The sequence below is a fragment of the Marinobacter mobilis genome (genome assembly GCF_900106945.1).
Classification (GTDB): Bacteria; Pseudomonadota; Gammaproteobacteria; order Pseudomonadales; family Oleiphilaceae; genus Marinobacter; species Marinobacter mobilis.
Window position 1 is genome coordinate 1 of the sequence record NZ_FNNE01000009.1, and the last position, 21057, is coordinate 21057.

Here is a 21057-nt window from a genome sequence, read left to right on the forward strand (position 1 = left end):
CCCGGATTTCTCATAGGTCCCCAGCAAGTCTCGCAGACTGTGCGGGTTACCGCCATTACCGCTCATTGGCGGCCGTGACTGATCAATAATCGATCAATTCCTGTTGTCCGGACACACGGCCCCCTTTCCCCCATTGAGTCGGGCCGGGGGAGCCCGGGCTTCTATCCCGGAACCAGTTGACGCACCAGGTCAGAGAGTTCGTCTTTGTAAGGATAGGCATCGCTCATCAACACCCGTATGCGCCGAGTGTTGCGAATGATGACCGCGCCCACCTTGATCAGCTTCAGCCGCAGGTTACTGGCGCTCATTCTCTCGAAGGGCGTCTTCTTCAAGTGGGCCCGTAATCGCTCGAACAGCGTGTAGGCAAAGCCCGACAGGAGCAACCGCCACTGATTGGTCCACCACCGCGTGCTGGAGGTGCGATCTGCGAACAGACACAACTGCTGATCCTTGATCCGGTTTTCCATGTCACCCCGGGCACAGTATTGCTCGTAGTAGAGTTTAACGCCGTCGTCGTAACGGGAACTGATAATGAACCTGGGGTTGGCACCCAGTTCGCCTTCCTCCAGACGCGCGATCACCCAGCGGGGGTGTTTCCAGGTTCGGGCCTGGTACTGGAACCGGTAGGTGGCGGAGACTTTTTCACCCAGTTCGTTGTGAGCCTTGCGAACCAGCATCGAGGGTACGTCTACCTCCTTGAGCAGCCGGCTGTTCTTGCTGATGCCGACCAGATAGTCCACGTTGTTCCGGTCGCACCAGCTCAGCAATCGGGGACGGTAAAAGCCGCTGTCACCCCGGAACACGATGCGGGTATCCGGCCAGTACTGCCGGATGAACTTCACCAGCAGGGCCAGAATGGCCCAGCTATGGCGGCTGTCGCTTCGATTGCTGGTGCGCAGGTAGCTCACCAACAGGTGACGGCCGCAGAACACGTACAGCGGGAAGTAACAATGGTGATCGTAGTAGGCGTTAAAGAACTTGCCGGGCTGGTCGCCATGCACCGGAACGTCGGTGCCATCGAAGTCCAGCACGATTTCCTTGGGTGGGGCGTCGTGCTGCTCAATGAAGTGATGCCACAGCAGTTCGTGGGCCTTGACCACGGCCTGCCGGTCCACGCGCTGCTCCATTCGGCACAGTGTTGATTTGCCCGCTAGAATGGCCGCTTCGCCAGTCGCGGTCTGAAGTGCCTGGTCAGCGCGTAACGTTTCGTGATCGTTCAGATCTTCGTATCCGGCGGCTACGCCAAAGACCCGTTGCCGGATCATGGTTTGAAGCTTGTGGCGAACCAGTACCGGATTACGGGCATCGTCCAGCACCGTAGCCAGGCGCTGAGTGAGCTGGTGTTGGTTGTCGACTTCGCGAAGCAAAAGCAGGCCGGCATCGGAGGTGATATGACCACCGGAGAAATCGGCTTCAATTTGACGGCGAGACAGTGGCGAGAAGGTCAGTTTTTCAGGTACCATTTTGGATAGCGGCTGTTGGTGCTTGGTGAACGGTGTAAGGTCCTGAAACTATAGCACTTTCAGCCGCTTTCTTTTATCCCCTCATGAGAAATCCGGGCTAACCAGCCAGATGTTCCATGTAGTCCGACGCTTCCTGCCTGGTAAAGAATTGCCCCAATCGTACAAATCCCGAGATGACGTTTGCCTTGATACCAACGACCCGACCGGAGGGATCCCTTTCAGTGACCCAATCATCAGGCAACCCGTCAATCAGATGGCAGGGTGCGGGACGGCCGTCGCCAAAGCGGGAGATTTCCACCTTACCGGTTCGGGAATCCCTAAAGGCAGGCACAAAGAAGGCCCGCGCATTATTCTCGCTTACGCCACCGGTGCCAGCGTATTGATGATTCTCTGCTTCAAGAAATGATGGTCGGTTCTGGACTTGCATGTTCGTCACCCTCGCGCTTCTTAGCGACGTATGCCCGGCCTCCGGACTGAACAAAAAACAAACAACCTTGAAACTCTAACTTACCGCGTTTAGGGCTTGGAAGAAGTCTTCAAAAAGAGTCATTCAATTCATCATTTGGAACTAAGACTATGGGCGCTGTCTCCCCGGATGAAGAACCATTCCTCACAGCGCCTGATGAAGGAGATCCAGCTGAGACTCGCCGACCAGGGTTCGCTCTCGCTCAAACACAAGCCAGGCCCTGACGCGAGATTCCACCATTCTCCGATTCCGGCAACGCCAGACATAACGGCCGTCCGGGTTAATGGCACACTCCATCTGGGCGCCGTGTTTTCGGGCCGTGGCCATATGGCGCTTGAAGCTGCGGTCGGGCATGCCGCCAAACCTGGCTCGGAGCTCCTCCGACGTCAGGGCTTCGTGATCCAGTACGGCTGCAACTAATTCAAGGGTCGTTTTAAAATCGCGATACATTCAGGTGCCCAGAAAAGACCCATGCCAGTCATTGGCACGGGATTGGCGCGATGCCAAAATTTGGCGCGCAATTATAACGATGCCAGTTCCCGGCACAACCCACCCTTTATGCCACTTTCTGGCACGACCAATTTGGCATGCCAGTTTTCGGCATGTCATGGCCAGACCCCAGGCCTTCCTGAACGCTCCGTGATAGGCGGCACCTATCAAGCCATCATTTCAGGTGATTGGACATTTCCTGCGGGCTCTCATAGCCTGTAATTCTGCAATCCCGCTCTGGACGTCATTATGCTGCAACCCGAAAAAGCAGACCCGATTCGAATGGAGATCAATCCGCTGCCTGACGACATCGCAGCCTTTGATTACCGTGAACTCGGCACTGGCGACGCCAACGTCAAAACCCCCCTGGCCCGCGAAACCGCGCTCGCCATCAGCTACAACAACATCAGCCACGCCGTCATGATGGTATCTCCCGAGGACCTTGAGGATTTTGTCATTGGCTTCAGTCTGGCCAACGATATCGTGCATTCCGCGGACGAAATCTATGACATCCAGATCGCGCCATCCGGGGACAGCCATCAGGCGAACCTGGTCGTTTCAAGCCGGGCGCAATGGGCGCTGAAGAAAGAACGCCGACAGCTTGCAGGCAACAGCAGCTGCGGCCTTTGCGGGATAGAAGCGATCGAACGGGCAATGCCTGAGCTCAACGCCCTGCCCCCCACTCCTGTTCCGGCACACACCCTGTTCACCAACCTGCGTGACCGGATGGCTGCCGCGCAGAAAATGGCAAGCGCCAGTGGCGCATTGCATGCTGCCGTTTATATTGACGGTAGCGGGTCGGTCACTCTGTGTCGGGAAGACATTGGCCGGCATAACGCACTCGACAAGCTTATCGGAGCGATGACTCGTGGCCAGCACGATACCCGGGAAGGATTTGTCGCAGTCACCAGTCGCTGCGGCCTGGAACTGGTGCTCAAAGCCGTGCGCGCAAGAATCGCCACCCTCGTCTGCTTGTCAGCCCCCACCTCTCTGACTGTCCAGTGGGCTCGCCGGTACGGTCTCAACCTGATTCACATCCCCCACCACAGCGCCCCCAGACTCTACAGCCCGGCACCTTAAGGCCGGCTGCCACAGCCGGCCGATAACATCACGATGAGCGCGAGGGAATTCGGTTCGTCGGCGCAGCCTTAAGCAAACGGATTGCAATGAATTTGGAGGTTGGCGTAAACGTTCGGTCGCCAAAGCTCTCCAGCGGAACCAGAGGGTTCGTTTCCGGATAGTAAGCCGCAGCCTGGCCGACCGGGATGTCGTACGGAACCAGGGTAAATCCGCTCACCCGGCGCTCAATGCCATCACTCCAGAGGGAAATCAGGTCCACCTTGTCCCCCGCCTGAAAACCCAGGCGCTGAATGTCGTCACGATTTACGAACACCACCTCTCTCAAACCAAAAACCCCCCGATAGCGATCATCCAGTCCATAGACCGTGGTGTTGTATTGGTCGTGAGAGCGCATGGTCTGGAGTATAAGGTCTGGCGTCTTCCCTTGTTCAAGGACGGCGCTGTTGATGAGAGAGGCGGGTAATTCGCTTGCGCTAAATCTCGCTTTTCCACTCGCCGTGTTCCAGCTCCTGGCCGCTGCAGCATTGGGAAGATGGAACCCGCCGGGCGCCTTGAGCTTGTCGTTGAATCCCTCAAAACCTGGAATAGTATCCGCGATTAACTCCCGGATTCTTCCGTAGTCAGCCACCAGCTCATCCCAGTCTACGGGATGGTCGCCCAAGGTCGCCTTTGCAATGCCGGCAATAATTGCAGGCTCCGAACGCAAATGCGGAGATTTAGGCTTTAGCTGACCATGGGAAATATGAACCATGCTGAAGGTGTCTTCAACCGTTACGCCCTGAGGGCCGCTGGCCTGCAGGTCAATCTCCGTTCGCCCGAGGCACGGAAGGATCAGTGAATCACGGCCAGTCACCAGATGCGAACGGTTCAGTTTGGTGGCGATATTCACGGTTAAATCGCATTGGCGCAACGCGGCATGCGTTCGCTCGCTATCGGGCGTGGCCTGGGCAAAGTTTCCACCAAGAGCCACAAACACCTTCGCCTGTTGTTGCTCCATGGCCTGAATAGCCTGAACCGTGTTGTGGCCAGGCTGCCGGGGGACCGCAAACTTAAACCGTTTTTCAAGAGCGTTCAGCAGCCCTTCCGGCGGTTTCTCATCAATACCCATGGTTCGGTCGCCCTGGACATTGCTGTGGCCGCGAACCGGCGACAACCCTGCGCCAGGCTTACCTACGTTGCCGCGCAACAACTGGAGGTTGACGATTTCCTGAACGGTCGCAACCGAGTGCCGGTGCTGGGTGATACCCATAGCCCAGCACATGATGACCCGCTCCGCCTGCCGGTACATTTTGGCCGCCGTTTCCAGTTCCTCCAGGCTAAGCCCCGACTGCCCAACAATCTGATCCCAGCTGGTGCCATCGATAGCCGACAGATAAGCATCAAGCCCGTCGGTGTGTTGCTGCAGGAAGTCATGGTCAAACACCGGCGCGTCGTTGCGTTCCCGGGCTTGCCGCTCCCATGCCAGCAGATACTTCGCAATGCCACGCATAACTGCCATGTCGCCACCCAGCGCAGGGCGAAAATAAGCCGTATTGGTGGGTTCTGAGTCGTTGCTGAGCATTTCAAGTGGATGTTGGGGATGCTGGAATCGCTCAAGCCCGCGTTCTTTGAGGGGGTTAAAGCAGACCACCTGAGCACCCCGTTGCACGGCCTCCCGAAGCGGCTCCAGCATTCTCGGATGATTCGTGCCCGGGTTCTGGCCGAGGATGAAGATCGCATCGGCCTTGGCAAAGTCATCGAATACCACCGTGCCCTTGCCCACACCAACGGAATCTTTCATGCCCAGCCCACTGGCTTCATGACACATGTTTGAGCAATCGGGGAAATTATTGGTTCCGTAGGCCCTGACAAACAGCTGGTAGAGGAATGCGGCCTCATTGCTGGCGCGGCCGGACGTATAGAATTCCGCCTGGTTCGGCGATTCAAGCTCGTTCAGGTGTCGGGCGATAAGCCCAAACGCCTCGTCCCAGGATGTTTCAACATAATGATCGGTCTCTGCATCGTACCGCATCGGATGCGTCAGGCGCCCCTGATACTCGAGCCAGTAATCCGATTGGCGGGTAAGATCAGACACCCGGTGACGGGCAAAGAATTCAGGCCCTACGGTGCGGCCCGATGCCTCCCAGTTCACGGCTTTCGCGCCATTTTCGCAGAACTTGACCAGACCATCTTCGCGGGACTCACCCCAGGCGCATCCCGGGCAATCAAAGCCCTGATCCTGGTTGGTTTTGAGCATGGCCCGAAGGTTCTTGAGGCCGTTCTCGCTGGCTAGCCAGTTGCGGGCAACGCTCTTCAGGGCTCCCCAGCCTGCCGCGGGTCCTTCGTACTGTCTGACGTATTGCCTGGCAGTTTTTTTACCACTCATGACCACTTGCTCCCGTTACCCGATTGCAGACGATGGGTGAAAGCGCGCCAAATGACTCACCACCCCGCCTATCAATGTATTTCCCTTGTCCTGGAGCGTCCAATCGAAAGCCGTGATGGCATGATTGGCCGCCTCTATCGCCTTTTCGGAGCGTCTGCCCGAAAGCGATGGCCGACGGTGTTTGCCTGCACCATCCGGATGGGTGAGAATTCAACTACCTACCTACAATGGCCGCCCGACACCATGGACATTAAACAGCTCAGGTTTTTGCTCGCGCTCGACCAGACCCGTCATTTCGGTAAGGCCGCAGAACGGTGCCACGTAACCCAGCCGACACTCTCGATGCGTATCCGCAATCTCGAAGAGGAGCTTGATCTGACCCTTGTAAATCGGGGGCAACGATTTGAAGGATTTACGGACGCCGGCGAACGCATCCTTGCCTGGGCCAGAACACTTCTCAACGCCCATGATGGCCTTAAAGCCGAAGCTGCGAGCTGCCGGGGACAATTGGTAGGGAGGTTGCGCCTGGGGACTGTGCCGCTATCGAGCATCAACCCGATGGCATTGATCAGGCCGCTGAGAGACAAGCACCCTGAGCTTCATTTCCAGTTGGTGTCCATGAGTTCCGAAAAGGTCATCGATAGTCTGAGCCGTAATCAGATCGACCTTGGGTTGTGCTATCTGGATAATTTTGACGCCCGCCACTTTGACGTTCTGGAGCTGGCGCCTACCCGCATGGGACTTCTTCATGATCTTCGCTATCACAGCTTTGAGCAGCACGAACTAAGCTGGGAGGATGTCAGTGAGGTGCCTTTGGGGATGTTGAACGAAGGCATGCATTATCAGCAGTCAATCGCTCTGAATTTCCGCAGCCGGGGCCTGGAACCCGACGCACTGCTTGAAAGCGACTCCGCATTTGAGCTTCTACAGGCTGTTAACGCCGGTATTTGCTGCGCCATCATGCCTCTGGATAATGGCGTGGAAACCCTGAACGATCACCTGCGACTGATCCCGATCAGGGAGGGTCACACCAACGCAGCCATGGGCCTTCTGATGCGCAAGACAGAGCCGCGATCACCGCTCGCCGAGACCTGTTTTGAGGAAGCAAAATCTGTTTTTGCGAACGACAACGAATGTACCAACCGCGGCTAGCCGAAGCCACGGTCATAGGCTTGGTTGCCCTTTGCGGAAACGGCCTGGTGTGCAGTTAAACCAACGTTTGAAGGCGCGATTGAAGTTCGCGACTTCATCGTAGCCAAGCTGCATCGACACCACATCGATTTTGTATGGCGTTTTTTTCAGCATGTAGGTCGCATAATCCTTTTTCATCTCTTCCACCAAGGACTTGAATGTCTCACCTTCCTGATGGAGCTTGCGGATCAGTGTGCTTTTAGAGATGGCCAATGTATTGGCGGCCTCTTCAAGCGAGAGCTTGAAGTTTTTGGTCGATTTCACCAAGTCCCGTATTTTAAAGGACATGGACTGATCCTGATGCAGCCTCGACATCTGGGACTGCAGCTGTTCTGTCGCAACCCTGACGTAGGCAGGGTCTGAGCCGATGCAGGGAATCTCAAGAAACGAGGCCGGAAAGGTCAGTTGAGCCACCGGCTGGTCAAACACATGGCGAGCTGGAATATGCTCCAGGTACACGTCGTGCCATTCAGGCGCGGGATATGGGTACTCCAGGACGCACTGCTCTGCCTTCTTGCCGATGGCAAACCGGAGTATATTGAACATGACCATATAAAATGAGTCATAAATACTTACTTCACTGTCGCCCCAGGAAGTCTTGGGGGTGAGGCGTATACGAGCCAGTTCATCATCCTTTTCAAACCGGATATCGACAATCTGGGTTCGTGTGCGGTGGTATTCAGCGACCAGCGACAAGCACTGATCAAGATCCCGCGAATGTGAAATCGCGGCGCCCAGAGAGCCGTGACTCGATACCGCGATACTGGCCCCTACTTCAAGCCCCAGCGCCCCACTGCGCCTGTGCCTGAGAAGATCGATCAGCCGTAACAGTTGAGAAAATGGAACCTGAGACTCTCCGGCTTCAAAGCCAGGCGCAAGCAGCTTCTCGTCCAGCTCTATGCCTTCCTCTTCTGCATATCGAAGGTAATGATTGTAATAACAGCTTGAGATTCCGGATGTATCCATGTCTTTTTATTGTTTTGAGTTGACCAGTGTTCTTGTGTGCGGGCTTCTGATGTAGAGACATTGGCGCTCCTGCTGGCCATGCGCATGGCCCTTGGCTAGAAGCGGCAGGGATATCTGTACATTTGTACAAATTAGACTCTACACCTATCGCAAGTCAACCATTCGAAAACGACATCATTCAGAATACATCGTGCACAAAACAAAAAGCCCTGCGCGTCGAAACGCACAGGGAGCCGGAGGAATTAGCGACAAGAGTATGAAGGGGCATTACTCGCGATCAGCTGCAGTACACTCTGAAGCACCAGGGTTGCTGGTACAGCGAATATTGGCCATCAGAGCCAGCATGCGCGAATCGTAAACAGTTGGGGCGCCACTTGAACCATCCCGCATTTGAATGCGGTTCTGACGAAACATTTCCTGGTAACCTTCTTTGTCTTCGGTTGAAATCTGAATCCAGACGCTATCAGGGATGGCGCTTTCCTGACGAGCAATCAGGTCCATTGTCTGTGGAAACATGTTCCAGGCGATCTGGCGCGCTTGCTGTGCAGTTTCATCCGCAACCAGTTCATCACGAACGATAATCTGAACAGTCAGCTGGGATAGCGTGTAATTGACAACTCCCCCGTTGGGTTCGAGCCCTTTGTATAGCTCGAGAGCTTCGTAGGCAAACGCTGGCGCATAGGCAGTATCGACAGAGCCGTTATTGAATTTGCCAGCAAAGTTTGTGATATCCGATGGCACCACTGTGGCTTTGACGTAGTTGACCATATGGATGGCGTCTTTCTGATAATCCAGTGTGGCCATACGCTTGCCGGCCAGCTCTGCAGCGGAATCAACCGTGCGATCATTGGTGAATAGATAGCCCGCACCAATCGGCAGAATGCCCAGCACTTCGTAGCCACCCGATTTCATCAGCGGTGCCGCCCGGTCCTGCGCCAGGGTTGCCAGCAGCGTTCTAAGGTCATCGTAAGTGGGCAGTGCGCCTACCGCGCTGACAGAGCCGGTGAACCGGTTAAAGGGGCGGGTTCGGAGGTCTGTCGCCGCGACGGCATCGCACTGACCTGCGTTGAAATCGCCCACCGCTACCCCTTCGTCGGTGTAGGGTTTTAGCTCGAGATCGAGGCCAATGGTTTTGGCATCCAATGCGTAATCTTTCATCAGGTTGAACACATCGCCATTAGCACCGATTACGTCAAATACGCAAACCGACAGGCTGTTTGCAGAAGCGATGGGGGCCAAACAACTAAACGCAGCTGCGCCGATCAGTTTTTTGATAGTTTTCACAATTCTCTCCTCTTTATTGCCTTTATTGTCATTAGATGAGCCTGAGGCTCATGAACACGGTCTTATTTACTTTTTATTGATTGTCACGATGTCTGATAGTTATCGGGTGCTGTAATAAATGGCCATTAAAACCGGCTCATCCACACTGTAAAAAACCGTATTATTAGCGTTCGATTTATTGCTCAGTTCAACCAGTGTTTCTATGCATATCCCATTGGTAATTATGAAATTTCCCAGGCCCGAGCTGCCGAGCCTGAAGCGAATCTTGTGCTTTTCGCAAACTGTTTCGAGGCGATACTCTCTGAATTCATTCTGCCGATGCCATGTTCCCTTTGCCGAAACAACACCTTGGTTGCAGCCTTCGGATCCAATTCTCGACGATGTCTTTTTAATCTTGCTTATGTACGGGGAATCAACGGATACCTTCACCCACAGTGGTTGATATCCTTTTCCAGCCGCTTTAGTTGGAATAACCAGTTCCATACTTTCAATACTCAATCCCGTGACTGGCCATTTATTGTTTTTTATTACTATGCCGGCAGCCCGAGCCTAAAAACACGTCCCGAGTTGCCATTCGGGTGTCATTTGTTTTCAGCCCCCTCCACCTTTCAAGCGCCTCGAAGCCAAATTCATTGGTGCATTGAAGGATTCAAGCTGTAGACACGTCAGATCAGGCTACGGGCTGTTTTAGGTGAGTGGCGACGCCGACCGGTGATCAGACGGCGTCAGCGTCATCGTATTTGACGCAGCTGCCCCCACTGATTACTCAGCCTCTGTTCGCATGGATCAAGGCCGGTATGCCACTTACCGCATTCGCCTTGGCCGCCAGGATCTTTTCCTCATCGGTGGCAAAGGTTCTGTCCCACTCAAGAACTTTCGGGGTCATCAGGCGATGCCACAGCGGCGGGATCATGGCAACAACAATGGTGGTGAGATAACCGCTGATCATCATTGGTGCATCGGGGAACGGTTTCAGGTCCTGGTATGGCACTTCGCCCTGGGCGTGGTGATGGGAATGGCGGGTCAGGTTAAACATGGTCCAGGAGCTAATGCGCTTGTTGGTGTTCCAGGAATGGCGGGGCTGTACCGGTGTTTCCGGGTTGCGCACCATGCCGTAGTGCTCCATGTAGTTGACAATTTCCAGTAACGCCTTGCCCCACAACGCACAGGCGATGAAGTACAGGGCTGCGCTTACGCCACCCATAAACAAGGCACAGACAACCAGGGCGACACTCATCAGGTGCCCACGGAGCATGGCGTTATGCCATGACCAGGCGGATTGTCCCTTGCGTGAGAGCCGACGCTTCTCGATTTTCCAGGCACTGGCGTTGCCTTTCAGGGTCGACGCGATCACATGGTAGTAAACATTGCGTCCACGCGGTGCAGTGGCAGGGTCTTCCGTTGTGGACACGTAGCGATGGTGGCCATAGACGTGCTCAATCGAAAACACTGTGTCAAAGCTGAAGGCCAGTAACCAACGTCCTACAAACATTGAAACCGGATCCCATGTGCGATGAGTTAGCTCATGACCAGTGATGGTACCGATCACACCGATCATCAGCCCGGTCAGCACGATCCCCGCGATGTGATGCCCAAACGCGGTCGCGTCTCTGGCAGCAATCACGTCATAGCCTGTCAGGTCGGTCACCAGCGCGCCAAACCCCAGGACATCAGCAGAGCTGAAGCTCCACACCGACGTAAACACGATCAGGCACATCAGGGGCAAGGCCATCCATACCTGAACCGTTAGAATTTTGGGGTGCCTGAACTCCGGGATACTGGTGTCATCCCCGCACAAGCCGTCGCCGATAATATAAATCGCAAGTACGGCGGCCAAACCAAGGCTGATCCAGTGGCCACCCGCCATCAGGGCAACAACGGACAGCAGTCCGATACCATGAAAAAGAAAGAACTTAAGGTAATGAAAGAGCATCATGTCTCGAATCCTCAGCGTCTTGTTGGTTGTTTAGTCCACCAGTTCGGCGATAACGTGTTTGTTCGCGTCAGCGAGCGTGGTGAAACGGTCTGCATGGATGTTTTTTCGGTCTACGCCACCCGCAATCAGTAACGATTCAGCGGCGTCGATCATCGCCGGCGGCCCGCACAGGTAAGCCTCAGCCCCTTGCAATTCCAGAGCCGGGATCGCTTCGGTTACGTATCCCCTGGCGCCCTGCCACGCCGACGTTTCTTCTTCACGGGAAAGAATCGGAGAAAACTCAAACGGTGCGTGCCACCTGCCTTCGATCTCACGGATCTGGTCGAGCGCGTATAGATCGCCTTGGGTCTGAGCACCAAACAGCAGTGTTACCGGGCGTTGGCAGCCTTCATTGAGCGCGTCGCGGAGGATCGCCAGAATCGGCGCCAGGCCGCTGCCGCCAGCAATGAGGATCATGGGGGCTGTGGATTGCCGCAGCCAGAAGTCCCCGGCGGGACCGTCCAGGTGAACCGACTGACCAATCAGGTCCTTTTCGTTAATTTCGGTTGAAAACTGGCCGCCGGGTACCTTGCGGATAAAAAAGGACACGGAGGAGTCCGGCTGTGTTGGGGTGGCAAAGGAATAGCTGCGCACCACGCCAGGCAGTGAGTCGATGGAGAGCTCTGCGTATTGCCCTGCCCTATAGCCGAGTGTTTCGCCCAGCTGAATCTTGAGGTGGGTGATGTCGTGTGTCAGGCGCTCCTGCAATACCACGCGGCCGGTTACCTTCTTGCGCTGCTTCTGTGCGCTGAGATCAACCTCAATGGCAACGTCACTCTGGGGAACGCTTTGGCAGGCCAGGATATAGCCTTGGTCGAGCTCTTCGTCGCTGAGGATATAACCAATGTCGGTCAGCTCTTTTACCTTCCCGCTGACCAGTCGGCACTTACAGGAAGCGCATCCGCCTACCCGGCAACTGTGGGGAAAATCGATGTTTTCCCTTAACGCCGCATGTAACAGGGTTTCTTTCGGTTGAACTTCCACCCGCTCACCGTTGATGTCGGCGTACCTTACGGCTGGCGCACTCTTTTTGTTCCTGAAGAATGAAAACATGGGCAGTCCCCTTTCGGTGATTCACCCGATACATGCTACCGGCCAGAACCCAAATTCGCGGGGTTATTAATTGACACATAGAGGGCATTAATTGACAATCGATGCATGAGCAACCCAAACGTCACCCTGCCCAACCACTACATCCTCCAGATCATCGCGATCGTTGAGGACCTCGGCATTCCAACCGACGCCTGGCTTAGCCACCTTGGTGTGAACCCCGATAAATCCGAGGAATCCCTGGTTACCATGCCCTGGAGTACATTTCGGCAACTCCTTCTGGATGCCGGTCGCTTCAGCAACGACAAGGCACTGGGACTGATGATTGGTGAGCGCCTGCTGATCAATACCCACGGCATACTTGGCTATGCTGCGTTAAGTAGTGGGTCAGCCCGGCAGATCGTTCAGTTGCTGGAACGCTATCTGGTACTGCGGACTGACCTGGTCACCATGGAGACCTCCGAACGGGATGGAGCACTCTGGCTGCACTTCTTTGAAAACCGGCCTTTGGAGGATGTGCGACGTCCCATAACAGAGGCCATTGTTCTTGCCGTCCGCAACATCCTCGATTTCACCACCATGGGCACCTGTGACATCCGTGAGGTGACGTTTCCGTTTGAAGGTGACGAAAAGCTGGCCGAAAACGTATTTCGTTGCCCCGTCGCCTATAACCGGGAACGGGCAGGTTTTTCGCTGCCGTTAGAGAGCATCGACATTCCGCTAAAAATGGCGAATACGGTGAGCTTTCAGGAAGCCCTGAAGGTCTGCCAGCAGGAGCTTGACCAGCTACCTGCAGCAACGACCTGGTCAGCCCGGATACGCCGGCTCATGCTGCAAAGCCGTCACGGATTCCCCTCTCTCGAAATGACGGCAAGGCGCTTCCATGTCACCCCAAGGACCCTTCACCGCCGGCTGATCGACGAGGGAACCTCCTACCGGGCGGTGCTCGAAGGGGTGCGCCATCAGTTGTCCATTCGCTATCTGGAAAACGGGCAAATGACCATTCAGGAAATTTCCTTCGCCCTGGGCTACTCTGACATCGCGAATTTCCGGAAGGCGTTCAAGCGTTGGGAATCGGTTCCCCCGTCCGAGTATCTGAACTCCCGCGATCCTTAGTTGCCCCCTCCGACAGTGTCACTTTATAACCCCTCTTTTGTCAGAATTTGACCTCTCCAGCGCCAACCAAAGCCGTTATGCTTCTACGATTCTTCACGTGTGGCCAAGCCCGGTCCAAACGCCCTGATTATTACAACAACGAGGAATGGCATGACGCAGTACGATTTTGATTACCTCATCATTGGTTCCGGTTTTGGCGGCAGCGTGTCCGCCCACCGCCTTGCGGAGAAAGGTTATTCAGTGGCCGTTATGGAAATGGGCAAGCGCTGGCAAGCCGAAGACTTCCCCGATTCAAACTGGAATGCCAGCCGCTTTTACTGGCGTCCCAAAATCGGTTTAAAGGGCTTTTTCAATCTACGCCCATTTCGACATGTCATGATCATTTGCGGCAATGCCGTTGGTGGAGGCTCGATCACTTACGCCAACACCCTGCTGGTTCCGCCTGACTCTATCTGGAACGACGGCTCATGGGCCGGTTTGTCCGACTGGCACACCGAGATGCCTGCCCATTTCGCCGAAGCGGAGCGGATGCTGGGTGTTACTGAGAACAAACTGTTTGGTCCGGCTGACAACCTCCTCAAAGAGATGGCTGAGCTTCATGGGGTTGGTGATACCTACAAGCCGACCCGGGTGGCCACCTTCTTCCCGCCCGATAATGAGGCCGCCGGCAAAACCTACCCCGACCCCTACTTTGACGGTCAGGGGCCGGATCGAGCGACCTGCATCGGTTGCGGAAGTTGCATGACCGGGTGCAAACACAACGCCAAAAACACCCTGGACAAGAACTACCTGTATTTCGCCGAGAAAAACGGCGCCAAGGTGTTTGCGGAAACCCAGGTCACTGATGTCCGCCCGCTGAATGGAAAGGCCGATGGAACGGATGGCTACGAGGTGACAACCGAACGGTCAACCGCGTGGATTCGCAAGCAGCGCAGAACCTTCCGTGCCCGCAATGTGATCTTTGCGGCCTCCTCCCTCGGCACTCAGGAACTGATGTTCAGGCTGAAGCAAAGCGGTTCCCTGCCCAATATCTCTGACGACCTTGGCAACCGCATTCGCACCAACGCGGAATCCATCCTCGGTGTACGGTTCCCGGGCAAAGAGGTCGACATGAGCCCCGGGGTTGCGATCGGGTCCAGCATCCATATTGACGAACACACGCACATTGAGGCGACTCGCTACGGCAATGGGCATGACCTCAACAGCACACTGACAGCATTGATGGTCGGCGGCAAAGGCCCGATGAGAATCCTTCACTGGTTGTGGGCACTGGTGCGTCACCCGTTGATTTTCATGCGTGCCAGCAACCCGGTTGGCTGGGCGAGGCAGTCACTGATCTTCCTGGTGATGCAAACCATCGACAGCTCCCTGTCGATGCGCCTGAAACGGCGCTGGTACTGGCCCTTCAGCAAGCTCCTCTGCACGGAAGGCAAGCCCATTCCCACAAACATTCCGCAAGCCAACGAATTCACGAAGAAAATGGCCAAGCACTTCAATGGCATTCCGTTTACCACAACAGCGGAGATTTTCTTCAACGTGCCCTTTACGGCGCACTGTATGGGCGGGTGCGCGATGGCGGATTCGGCCGAGAACGGTGTCATTGATGCCCGCAACCGGGTGTTCAACTACAACAACCTTTATGTGGTGGACGGCTCAATGCTGGGCGCCAATCTCGGCGTAAACCCCAGCCTGACGATCACCGCACTGGCGGAACGAGCCATGAGCTTTATCCCAGCCAAGGACCCATCAGCCGGGCTCTGACGCCCGGTTAGATCTCAGGATTCAGGCGTGACCGCCGCGCAGCCGGGGTCACGCCGTGCCACCGTTTATAAGCATTGATAAAGCTGGTCGGGCAGGAATAGCCCAACCGCTCCGAGACCTGTTCCACGGACAGCTTCAGGCCTGAGAGATATTCATCCGCCAGCGTCTGACGAACTTCATCCCTGAGTTCCGCAAAGCTGGTGCTCTCCTGCAACAACCGGCGGCGCAGCGTTCTGGGGATTAAGTTCAGCGCTTGTGCAACCGAGTCCATGGAGGGCATCTCGGCGGCCCGGGTCGCCAGGTGCTGCCTCACCCTTGCGGAGAGCCCTGCCCTGTGAAGTCGCTGATTCAACAACGCTTCGCACTGTGATTCTGCGGCACTTCGGGCAAGTTCGCTGGCTTGCGGCATAGGCTCCAGGAGTTGAGCCCGATCAAGTATCAGTTCGTTGTTCGAACACCCAAAGACCGGCTGACGATCAAAAAAGGTTTCAAACGGAGTGCAATCAGCCGGTTGATCAAACTCAAAGTGAAGCGCTGCCTGAGGAGAAACACGGCTGAAAATATCCCGTTGCAGGGTAACAAGGCAGGCGATATCCCTTACCGCAACAAAGGCCCTCACGGCCTCCGGCAAATCATCAACATCAAACCGGATGTGGGTGAAGTTGCCACGGTCCCGAAGCTCAACCCGGCAGAATGCGAACGTCAGCTGAACGTACCGCAGTCCGGTTTGCATGGCTTCATGCAAGGTTCTGCTGCTTACCATTGCAAACCCCAGGGCACCAAAGACATTGAAATGGTAGCGCTGACCAGCAAGCAGACCCAGCGCGGGAATATCCCCCAGGTTCTCCACCATATTGGCAATCAGCCGCAGCTCCTGGCGGGCCTCGATCACTGTTTCAGGTGTGCGAAGATCCGTTGATCGGATTCCCGTTCCCGCCAGTACGCTGGACTCAGCCAGCCCCATCTCTGTGGCCAGGTCAGTGAGTATCCGGGCGCTGTCTACATTTCGCTGGAAATCCCAGGCTGGCATGGAGCCCCTCCGGTCGCGCCAATGAATGTCCTTTTTTATTGATATTTTGTCCCAGCTGGTTGTCGTTAGGCAAGCCCTCCCTTCATACACTGATCACTGTCGAACATGGCCCTATGACAGAGGAATGATCATGAAGCGTAGCCACAACAACAAGAGCAACACCGCAGCACCTCACATCGTTATTATCGGTACCGGATTTGGCGGACTGGGCATGGCCATCCAACTCAAGAAAGCGGGTATCGACTCCTTCACCATTCTCGAAAAAGCAGGCAGTGTCGGTGGTACCTGGAGAGATAACACATACCCCGGCGCAGCCTGTGACGTACAGTCACACCTATATTCCTACTCCTTCGAGCCGAAAAGTGACTGGACACGAAAGTTCGGGCTGCAGCCTGAGATCCGTTCGTATATGGAAGGCTGCGTCGCAAAATACGATCTCCACAGCCATATCCGTTTTAATCAGGAAGTTGAATCCGCCAGCTTCGACAAGGTCAAGGCTTTATGGACCATAAAGACCCTTGCCGGGGATGTGCTGGAGGCGCACGCACTCATCTCCGCCACCGGTCAGCTCAATCAGCCGGCCTATCCCCGCATTAATGGCCTCGATACATTCAAAGGAAAGGTGTTCCATTCAGCCCGCTGGGACCACAGCTATGACCTGACCGACAAGAAGGTCGCCGTGATAGGCACCGGTGCCAGCGCGATTCAGTTTGTACCCCAGATCGTCAATAAGGTCAGCGAACTGAAGCTGTTCCAGCGTTCCGCAGCCTGGGTCATTCCCAAGCCAGACCGCCCATTCACCGGCTTTGAACAATGGCTGTTTGAGACATTTCCGGTTGCCGACCGCCTCTATCGCTCAATGATTTACTGGAAGAACGAGAGCCGTGCGCTGGCCTTTACCCGCTTCGGGTTCCTGCTGAATGCCTTCAAATGGCAGGCTCAGCGGATAGCCAAGAAAAAGATAAAGGACCCGGTAAAACGTGAACAAATCATCCCGGACTACCCGGTGGGCTGTAAGCGACTGCTGATCTCCAATGACTGGTATGACGCCATCAACCAGGACAATCTGGATGTGGTCACGGATCAGCTGGACCATATTGAGGCAGATGCGATCGTTACCCAAGACGGTACCCGCCATGAAGTCGATGCCATCATCTACGGTACCGGCTTTAAGGCCACAGACTTTCTCGCCCCCATGAAGGTCACCGGCATCGATGGTCTCGAACTTAACCAGGCCTGGAAGGACGGTGCCGAAGCCTACAAAGGGATGTGTGTATCAGGCTTTCCTAATCTGTTCATCCTGTATGGCCCCAACACCAACCTTGGTCACAGCTCCATTGTGTTCATGCTCGAGGCACAGATTCGGTATGCCATGCAATGCATACGGATACTTCATGACCCCGGTCTGCACTACATGAACGTCAAGGCAGACCGCCAGAGCGACTATTCCGCACGCATCCAGGATCGGATCAAAAGCAGCGTATGGGAGGCTGGCTGCACATCCTGGTATAAAACGGCGTCGGGAAAGAATACAAACAACTGGCCGGGATTTACCTTCAGCTACCGACTTATGACGGGCAAGCTGGATCTGCAGGATTATGAGTTGCAGCCCGCACCCGTCATGCAGGAGGCCTGAGCCATGAGGCATGCCTGGTACTGGATTGTTCGCCTGCTGATAAAGCCGATGCTGTCATCCCGCGTGCCGGTAGGCATGCAGCGAATCTGGGGCCGCCTATGCGGGGCCCTGCTTAGAGGCCCCAGAGGTTCCCGGTATCGCTCTGGCCGGCTGGGTACGGTGGCAGTACTGAGCATTTACCCCCGCAAGTACCGGTCCGGCCACGGCGTTCTCTTTCTCCATGGCGGCGCTTACGTGATGGGCGGGTTTGGCAGTCATCGGAAACTCGCAACGGCGGTCGGCGATGCCGCCGGAGCAAAGGTCTGGTTACCGGACTATCGACTGGCGCCAGAAAGTCCTCACCCTGCCGCACTCAACGACGCCCTGGCGGTGTATACCGGCTTACTGGAACAGGGGCAGAATCCAGACAGGTTGAGCATCGTTGGCGATTCAGCCGGGGCGGGACTTGCCCTGACCCTCGCTGTGGCCATTCGCGAGGCAGGTCTACCCTCGCCGGCCTCACTGGTACTGCTCTCGCCCTGGGTCGACCTCAGCCTCAGCGGTGAAACAATTGCCAGCCACCGGCGCCGGGACCCCATGATTTCTGCCGATTGGCTGCAATGGGCTGGAAAGCTATACCGAGGCCACGCTGATAGGGCCGATCCCGCCTGCTCCCCGCTGTTTGCTGATCTCAGAGGCTTGCCTCCGATCTTGATCCAGGTCGGCAGCGAAGAAATTCTGTTGTCGGACGCCCAACGTTTACACCAGCGGTGCGAGGAGGCCGGTGTGGCGTGTGATCTGAGGGAGTATGCGGGCCTGTGGCATGTGTTCCAGCTGCACTTTGGCTGGTTGCCCGAAGCAGATAGCGCCATCACGGAGATCGGCGGTTTCATAAAAAATCACGAAAAAACACCGCAGGCGTCGTCCTGCGGTGAATGCTACTCAGGAAGACACAGGTAAATCGTGAGCAAGGCTTTGCCCAATCGGTAACCCGAGTCGCAGCCATTAGAACAAACCAACCTTAATCCAACCTGAAACGGCGTATGTGCTTCAGTTTCCTGATTGCCAGCCCTGAAGCAGTCGCGCAGAGTCGAGCCTTTCCCAAGTCTGGGCATTCGGTGCATAGTTCAGCCGGAGTGATGCCGTTAAGCGACGCAACGCAGTTGAGTGCAGGAACTGGCCAATGAGGCCGCAAGCTGGAGGGTTTTAAATCGAGGGGAAAACAATCACTGCACCAGAGCATCAGTGCAGTGATTGCGAGGCCTGGACAAGGCCAGGGATGGTGAGTCTCAGAAATACATCTTCTTGATCATCACCGGCACCACCTTGCCCGCTGATTTGAGGAAATCCACCGGCGATTTCGGTGCCACCATATGCATGGCGTTGCGGATGGCGTCATAGCTCTGCTTGTCCTGCGGATACCACCACAGGTTGCGCTTGGCCCGCAGCCAGTCCCAGTTCACCACCTTGGTCTTGCTCATTTCAAGAAGGCCTTCAGGGCCGTGGGTACGGCCAATTCCGGATTCGCCGGGGCCTCCCCAGGGCAGATCGGACATACCGTGGGTGTACAGGTGGTCGTTAATGGCAACCACGCCGCCCTTGACCCGGTTTGCCAGCTTCTTGCCCCGCGCTGTATTCCGGGTCCAGACGGACGCGGTCAGTGCCATGGTGCAATCATTGGCCAGTGCTACAGCCTCATCCTCAGTCTTGAACGCCATTACCGGAATGATCGGCCCGAACGTCTCTTCGCGCATCAGGGTCATGTCGTGGTGTACATCGGTGACCAGTGTTGCCGGGTGGAAATGGCCATCCTGACTGCCGATACCCTGAGACTGAGCAACAATCTTCGCGCCGTCCGCAATGGCTTCGGCCAGCTGACGAGCTACCGTGTCCCGTTGCTTCGGTGTGGTCATGGAACCAAGGTCAACACCGCAATGGTCGTTGGGAACACCGTGGCGCAGATCATTGGTCTTCGCTGCCAACAGATCCACAAATTGCTGATAAATCGATTCGTGGACGTAAATCCGCTCCACCCCACCGCAAGACTGCCCGGCATTCTGGTAGCCAGCCCAGGCCGCTCCGTTAGCGGCACGTTCGAGGTCGGCATCCTCAAGCACAATCATGGGGTCTTTGCCACCCAACTCCAGCGATACCGGGGTCAGCGTTTCCGCCGCCTGAGCCATCAGTTGCTTGCCGGCTGGTACCGAGCCGGTAAAGAACAGCTTATTGATGCCATTCTCGAACATGGCGCTGGAGACCTGGCCACCGGAACCGACGATGTGACTGAACAGCCCTTCGGGGAGCTCGCCCGCAGCAACGATGTCTTCAATGGCCTTGCCCACCAGGGGTGTTGCGGCGGCCACCTTCAGAATCACGGCATTGCCAGCCATCAGGCCCATCACGATTTCTCCAAAGGGAATGGAGAGTGGATAGTTCCACGGGCTGATGATGCCAACAACGCCCAGCGGTTCGTATCGGATTTCCGAACGTTTGCCAACCCACAGCAGGCTGGAAGGCTCACGAATTTCTGGCTTGAGGACCTTGCTGGCGTTGTCGCCATACCAGCTACAGGCCAGCAGACATGGCAGGACTTCGGTCGCTAGCGCGTCGAGGCGGGTTTTACCATTTCCGTCGCTGACAATGCGGGCCAGTTCATCTGCGTTGTCACGAATATAATCACGCATTTTCAGCAGGTGACGGCGCCGTTGTCCGAAGCTTTTTTCAGCCCAGATGGCCTGCGCCTGACGGGCTCGGTCAAAAATGGCAGGAATCTCTGCCGCCGGGGTGTTGGCCACGGCATCGATCCGGGCACCAGTGGCCGGGTTGTAGGCGTGAGTCTCGGCACCTGAGGGAAACTTGGCAACGGTATTCATGGTCAAAATCCTGGCTTCACAATTGTTGTAGGGATCTCAGTCAATTCACCCACAATACGGATCCTGCCTTTGGTCGGCATTGGCACCAAAACCCCCTGGCCCCGGCCAGAAAATCCAGTCACCCGGTGTGAGCACAACCACCGGTAAAAAAACACACCATGTCGTCATCTTTTAAAGATATAAATTCGGTCCAATCTGAATATATAAAATACATGTCGCAATGGTATTTAGATAATTAACGAGTGTCTTATCAGAACCCGGCCTGAGTTATAAAAATTAAATATAAACCGACCTTGAACTTTTCACGGGCACCACCTATACCTCTTGCTAATC

Annotated in this window: 16 protein-coding genes; 6 read left to right on the forward strand and 10 right to left on the reverse strand. The window is 55.6% G+C overall.

Features of this window, described 5'->3' with window-relative positions:
- Window positions 1-161 precede the first annotated feature (161 nt).
- From BLV11_RS14035 to BLV11_RS14045, 3 genes are all read right to left on the reverse strand, one after another.
- Entirely contained in the window at window positions 162-1463 is a 1302-nt protein-coding gene (locus BLV11_RS14035; RefSeq protein ID WP_091812234.1) for an IS1380-like element ISMaq4 family transposase, read from the reverse strand.
- A gap of 97 nt (window positions 1464-1560) precedes the next feature.
- Window positions 1561-1890, reverse strand: a complete 330-nt coding sequence (locus BLV11_RS14040) for a hypothetical protein (RefSeq protein WP_091815771.1) — start codon at window positions 1888-1890, stop codon at window positions 1561-1563.
- A gap of 183 nt (window positions 1891-2073) precedes the next feature.
- Window positions 2074-2379: a hypothetical protein gene (locus BLV11_RS14045; RefSeq protein ID WP_091815774.1), complete on the reverse strand. Its 306-nt coding sequence runs from the start codon at window positions 2377-2379 to the stop codon at window positions 2074-2076.
- A 288-nt stretch (window positions 2380-2667) separates the two neighbouring features.
- Between BLV11_RS14045 and fdhD the strand changes: the two genes are divergently transcribed.
- Complete coding sequence (gene fdhD, locus BLV11_RS14050; RefSeq protein ID WP_217634576.1) at window positions 2668-3498, forward strand: formate dehydrogenase accessory sulfurtransferase FdhD; 831 nt, start codon at window positions 2668-2670, stop codon at window positions 3496-3498.
- Window positions 3499-3526: 28 nt separating this feature from the next.
- Here fdhD and BLV11_RS14055 read toward each other — a convergent pair whose 3' ends face one another.
- On the reverse strand, window positions 3527-5863 hold the full coding sequence (locus BLV11_RS14055) for an FdhF/YdeP family oxidoreductase (RefSeq protein ID WP_091815778.1): 2337 nt from the start codon (window positions 5861-5863) through the stop codon (window positions 3527-3529).
- Between the two features lie 243 nt (window positions 5864-6106).
- On the opposite strand from BLV11_RS14055, the gene BLV11_RS14060 reads away from it, so the two are divergent.
- Window positions 6107-7015: a LysR family transcriptional regulator gene (locus BLV11_RS14060; protein WP_091816326.1), complete on the forward strand. Its 909-nt coding sequence runs from the start codon at window positions 6107-6109 to the stop codon at window positions 7013-7015.
- 12 nt (window positions 7016-7027) lie between these two features.
- On the opposite strand, the gene BLV11_RS14065 is transcribed toward BLV11_RS14060, so the two are convergent.
- From BLV11_RS14065 to BLV11_RS18430, 4 genes are all read right to left on the reverse strand, one after another.
- Window positions 7028-8020 (reverse strand): AraC family transcriptional regulator, encoded by a 993-nt coding sequence (locus BLV11_RS14065; RefSeq protein ID WP_091815781.1) that lies wholly within the window; start codon window positions 8018-8020, stop codon window positions 7028-7030.
- A 267-nt stretch (window positions 8021-8287) separates the two neighbouring features.
- Complete coding sequence (locus BLV11_RS14070; RefSeq protein ID WP_245726040.1) at window positions 8288-9304, reverse strand: putative solute-binding protein; 1017 nt, start codon at window positions 9302-9304, stop codon at window positions 8288-8290.
- Window positions 9305-10070: 766 nt separating this feature from the next.
- Window positions 10071-11240: an alkane 1-monooxygenase gene (locus BLV11_RS18425; RefSeq protein WP_217634577.1), complete on the reverse strand. Its 1170-nt coding sequence runs from the start codon at window positions 11238-11240 to the stop codon at window positions 10071-10073.
- A 30-nt stretch (window positions 11241-11270) separates the two neighbouring features.
- Window positions 11271-12332: a 2Fe-2S iron-sulfur cluster-binding protein gene (locus tag BLV11_RS18430; protein ID WP_217634578.1), complete on the reverse strand. Its 1062-nt coding sequence runs from the start codon at window positions 12330-12332 to the stop codon at window positions 11271-11273.
- A 105-nt stretch (window positions 12333-12437) separates the two neighbouring features.
- Between BLV11_RS18430 and BLV11_RS14080 the strand changes: the two genes are divergently transcribed.
- Together BLV11_RS14080 and BLV11_RS14085 are read left to right on the forward strand one after the other, a co-directional pair.
- Window positions 12438-13445: an AraC family transcriptional regulator gene (locus BLV11_RS14080; protein WP_217634579.1), complete on the forward strand. Its 1008-nt coding sequence runs from the start codon at window positions 12438-12440 to the stop codon at window positions 13443-13445.
- A 150-nt stretch (window positions 13446-13595) separates the two neighbouring features.
- Window positions 13596-15206, forward strand: a complete 1611-nt coding sequence (locus tag BLV11_RS14085; RefSeq protein ID WP_091815784.1) for a GMC family oxidoreductase — start codon at window positions 13596-13598, stop codon at window positions 15204-15206.
- Window positions 15207-15213: 7 nt separating this feature from the next.
- On the opposite strand, the gene BLV11_RS14090 is transcribed toward BLV11_RS14085, so the two are convergent.
- Window positions 15214-16236, reverse strand: coding sequence for an AraC family transcriptional regulator (locus tag BLV11_RS14090; protein WP_091815787.1), 1023 nt, complete (start codon window positions 16234-16236; stop codon window positions 15214-15216).
- 130 nt (window positions 16237-16366) lie between these two features.
- Between BLV11_RS14090 and BLV11_RS14095 the strand changes: the two genes are divergently transcribed.
- Together BLV11_RS14095 and BLV11_RS14100 are read left to right on the forward strand one after the other, a co-directional pair.
- Window positions 16367-17872, forward strand: a complete 1506-nt coding sequence (locus tag BLV11_RS14095; protein WP_342707453.1) for a flavin-containing monooxygenase — start codon at window positions 16367-16369, stop codon at window positions 17870-17872.
- A 3-nt stretch (window positions 17873-17875) separates the two neighbouring features.
- Window positions 17876-18811: an alpha/beta hydrolase gene (locus BLV11_RS14100; protein ID WP_091815793.1), complete on the forward strand. Its 936-nt coding sequence runs from the start codon at window positions 17876-17878 to the stop codon at window positions 18809-18811.
- A gap of 329 nt (window positions 18812-19140) precedes the next feature.
- Here BLV11_RS14100 and BLV11_RS14105 read toward each other — a convergent pair whose 3' ends face one another.
- Window positions 19141-20724 (reverse strand): aldehyde dehydrogenase family protein, encoded by a 1584-nt coding sequence (locus BLV11_RS14105; protein WP_091815797.1) that lies wholly within the window; start codon window positions 20722-20724, stop codon window positions 19141-19143.
- Window positions 20725-21057 lie beyond the last annotated feature (333 nt).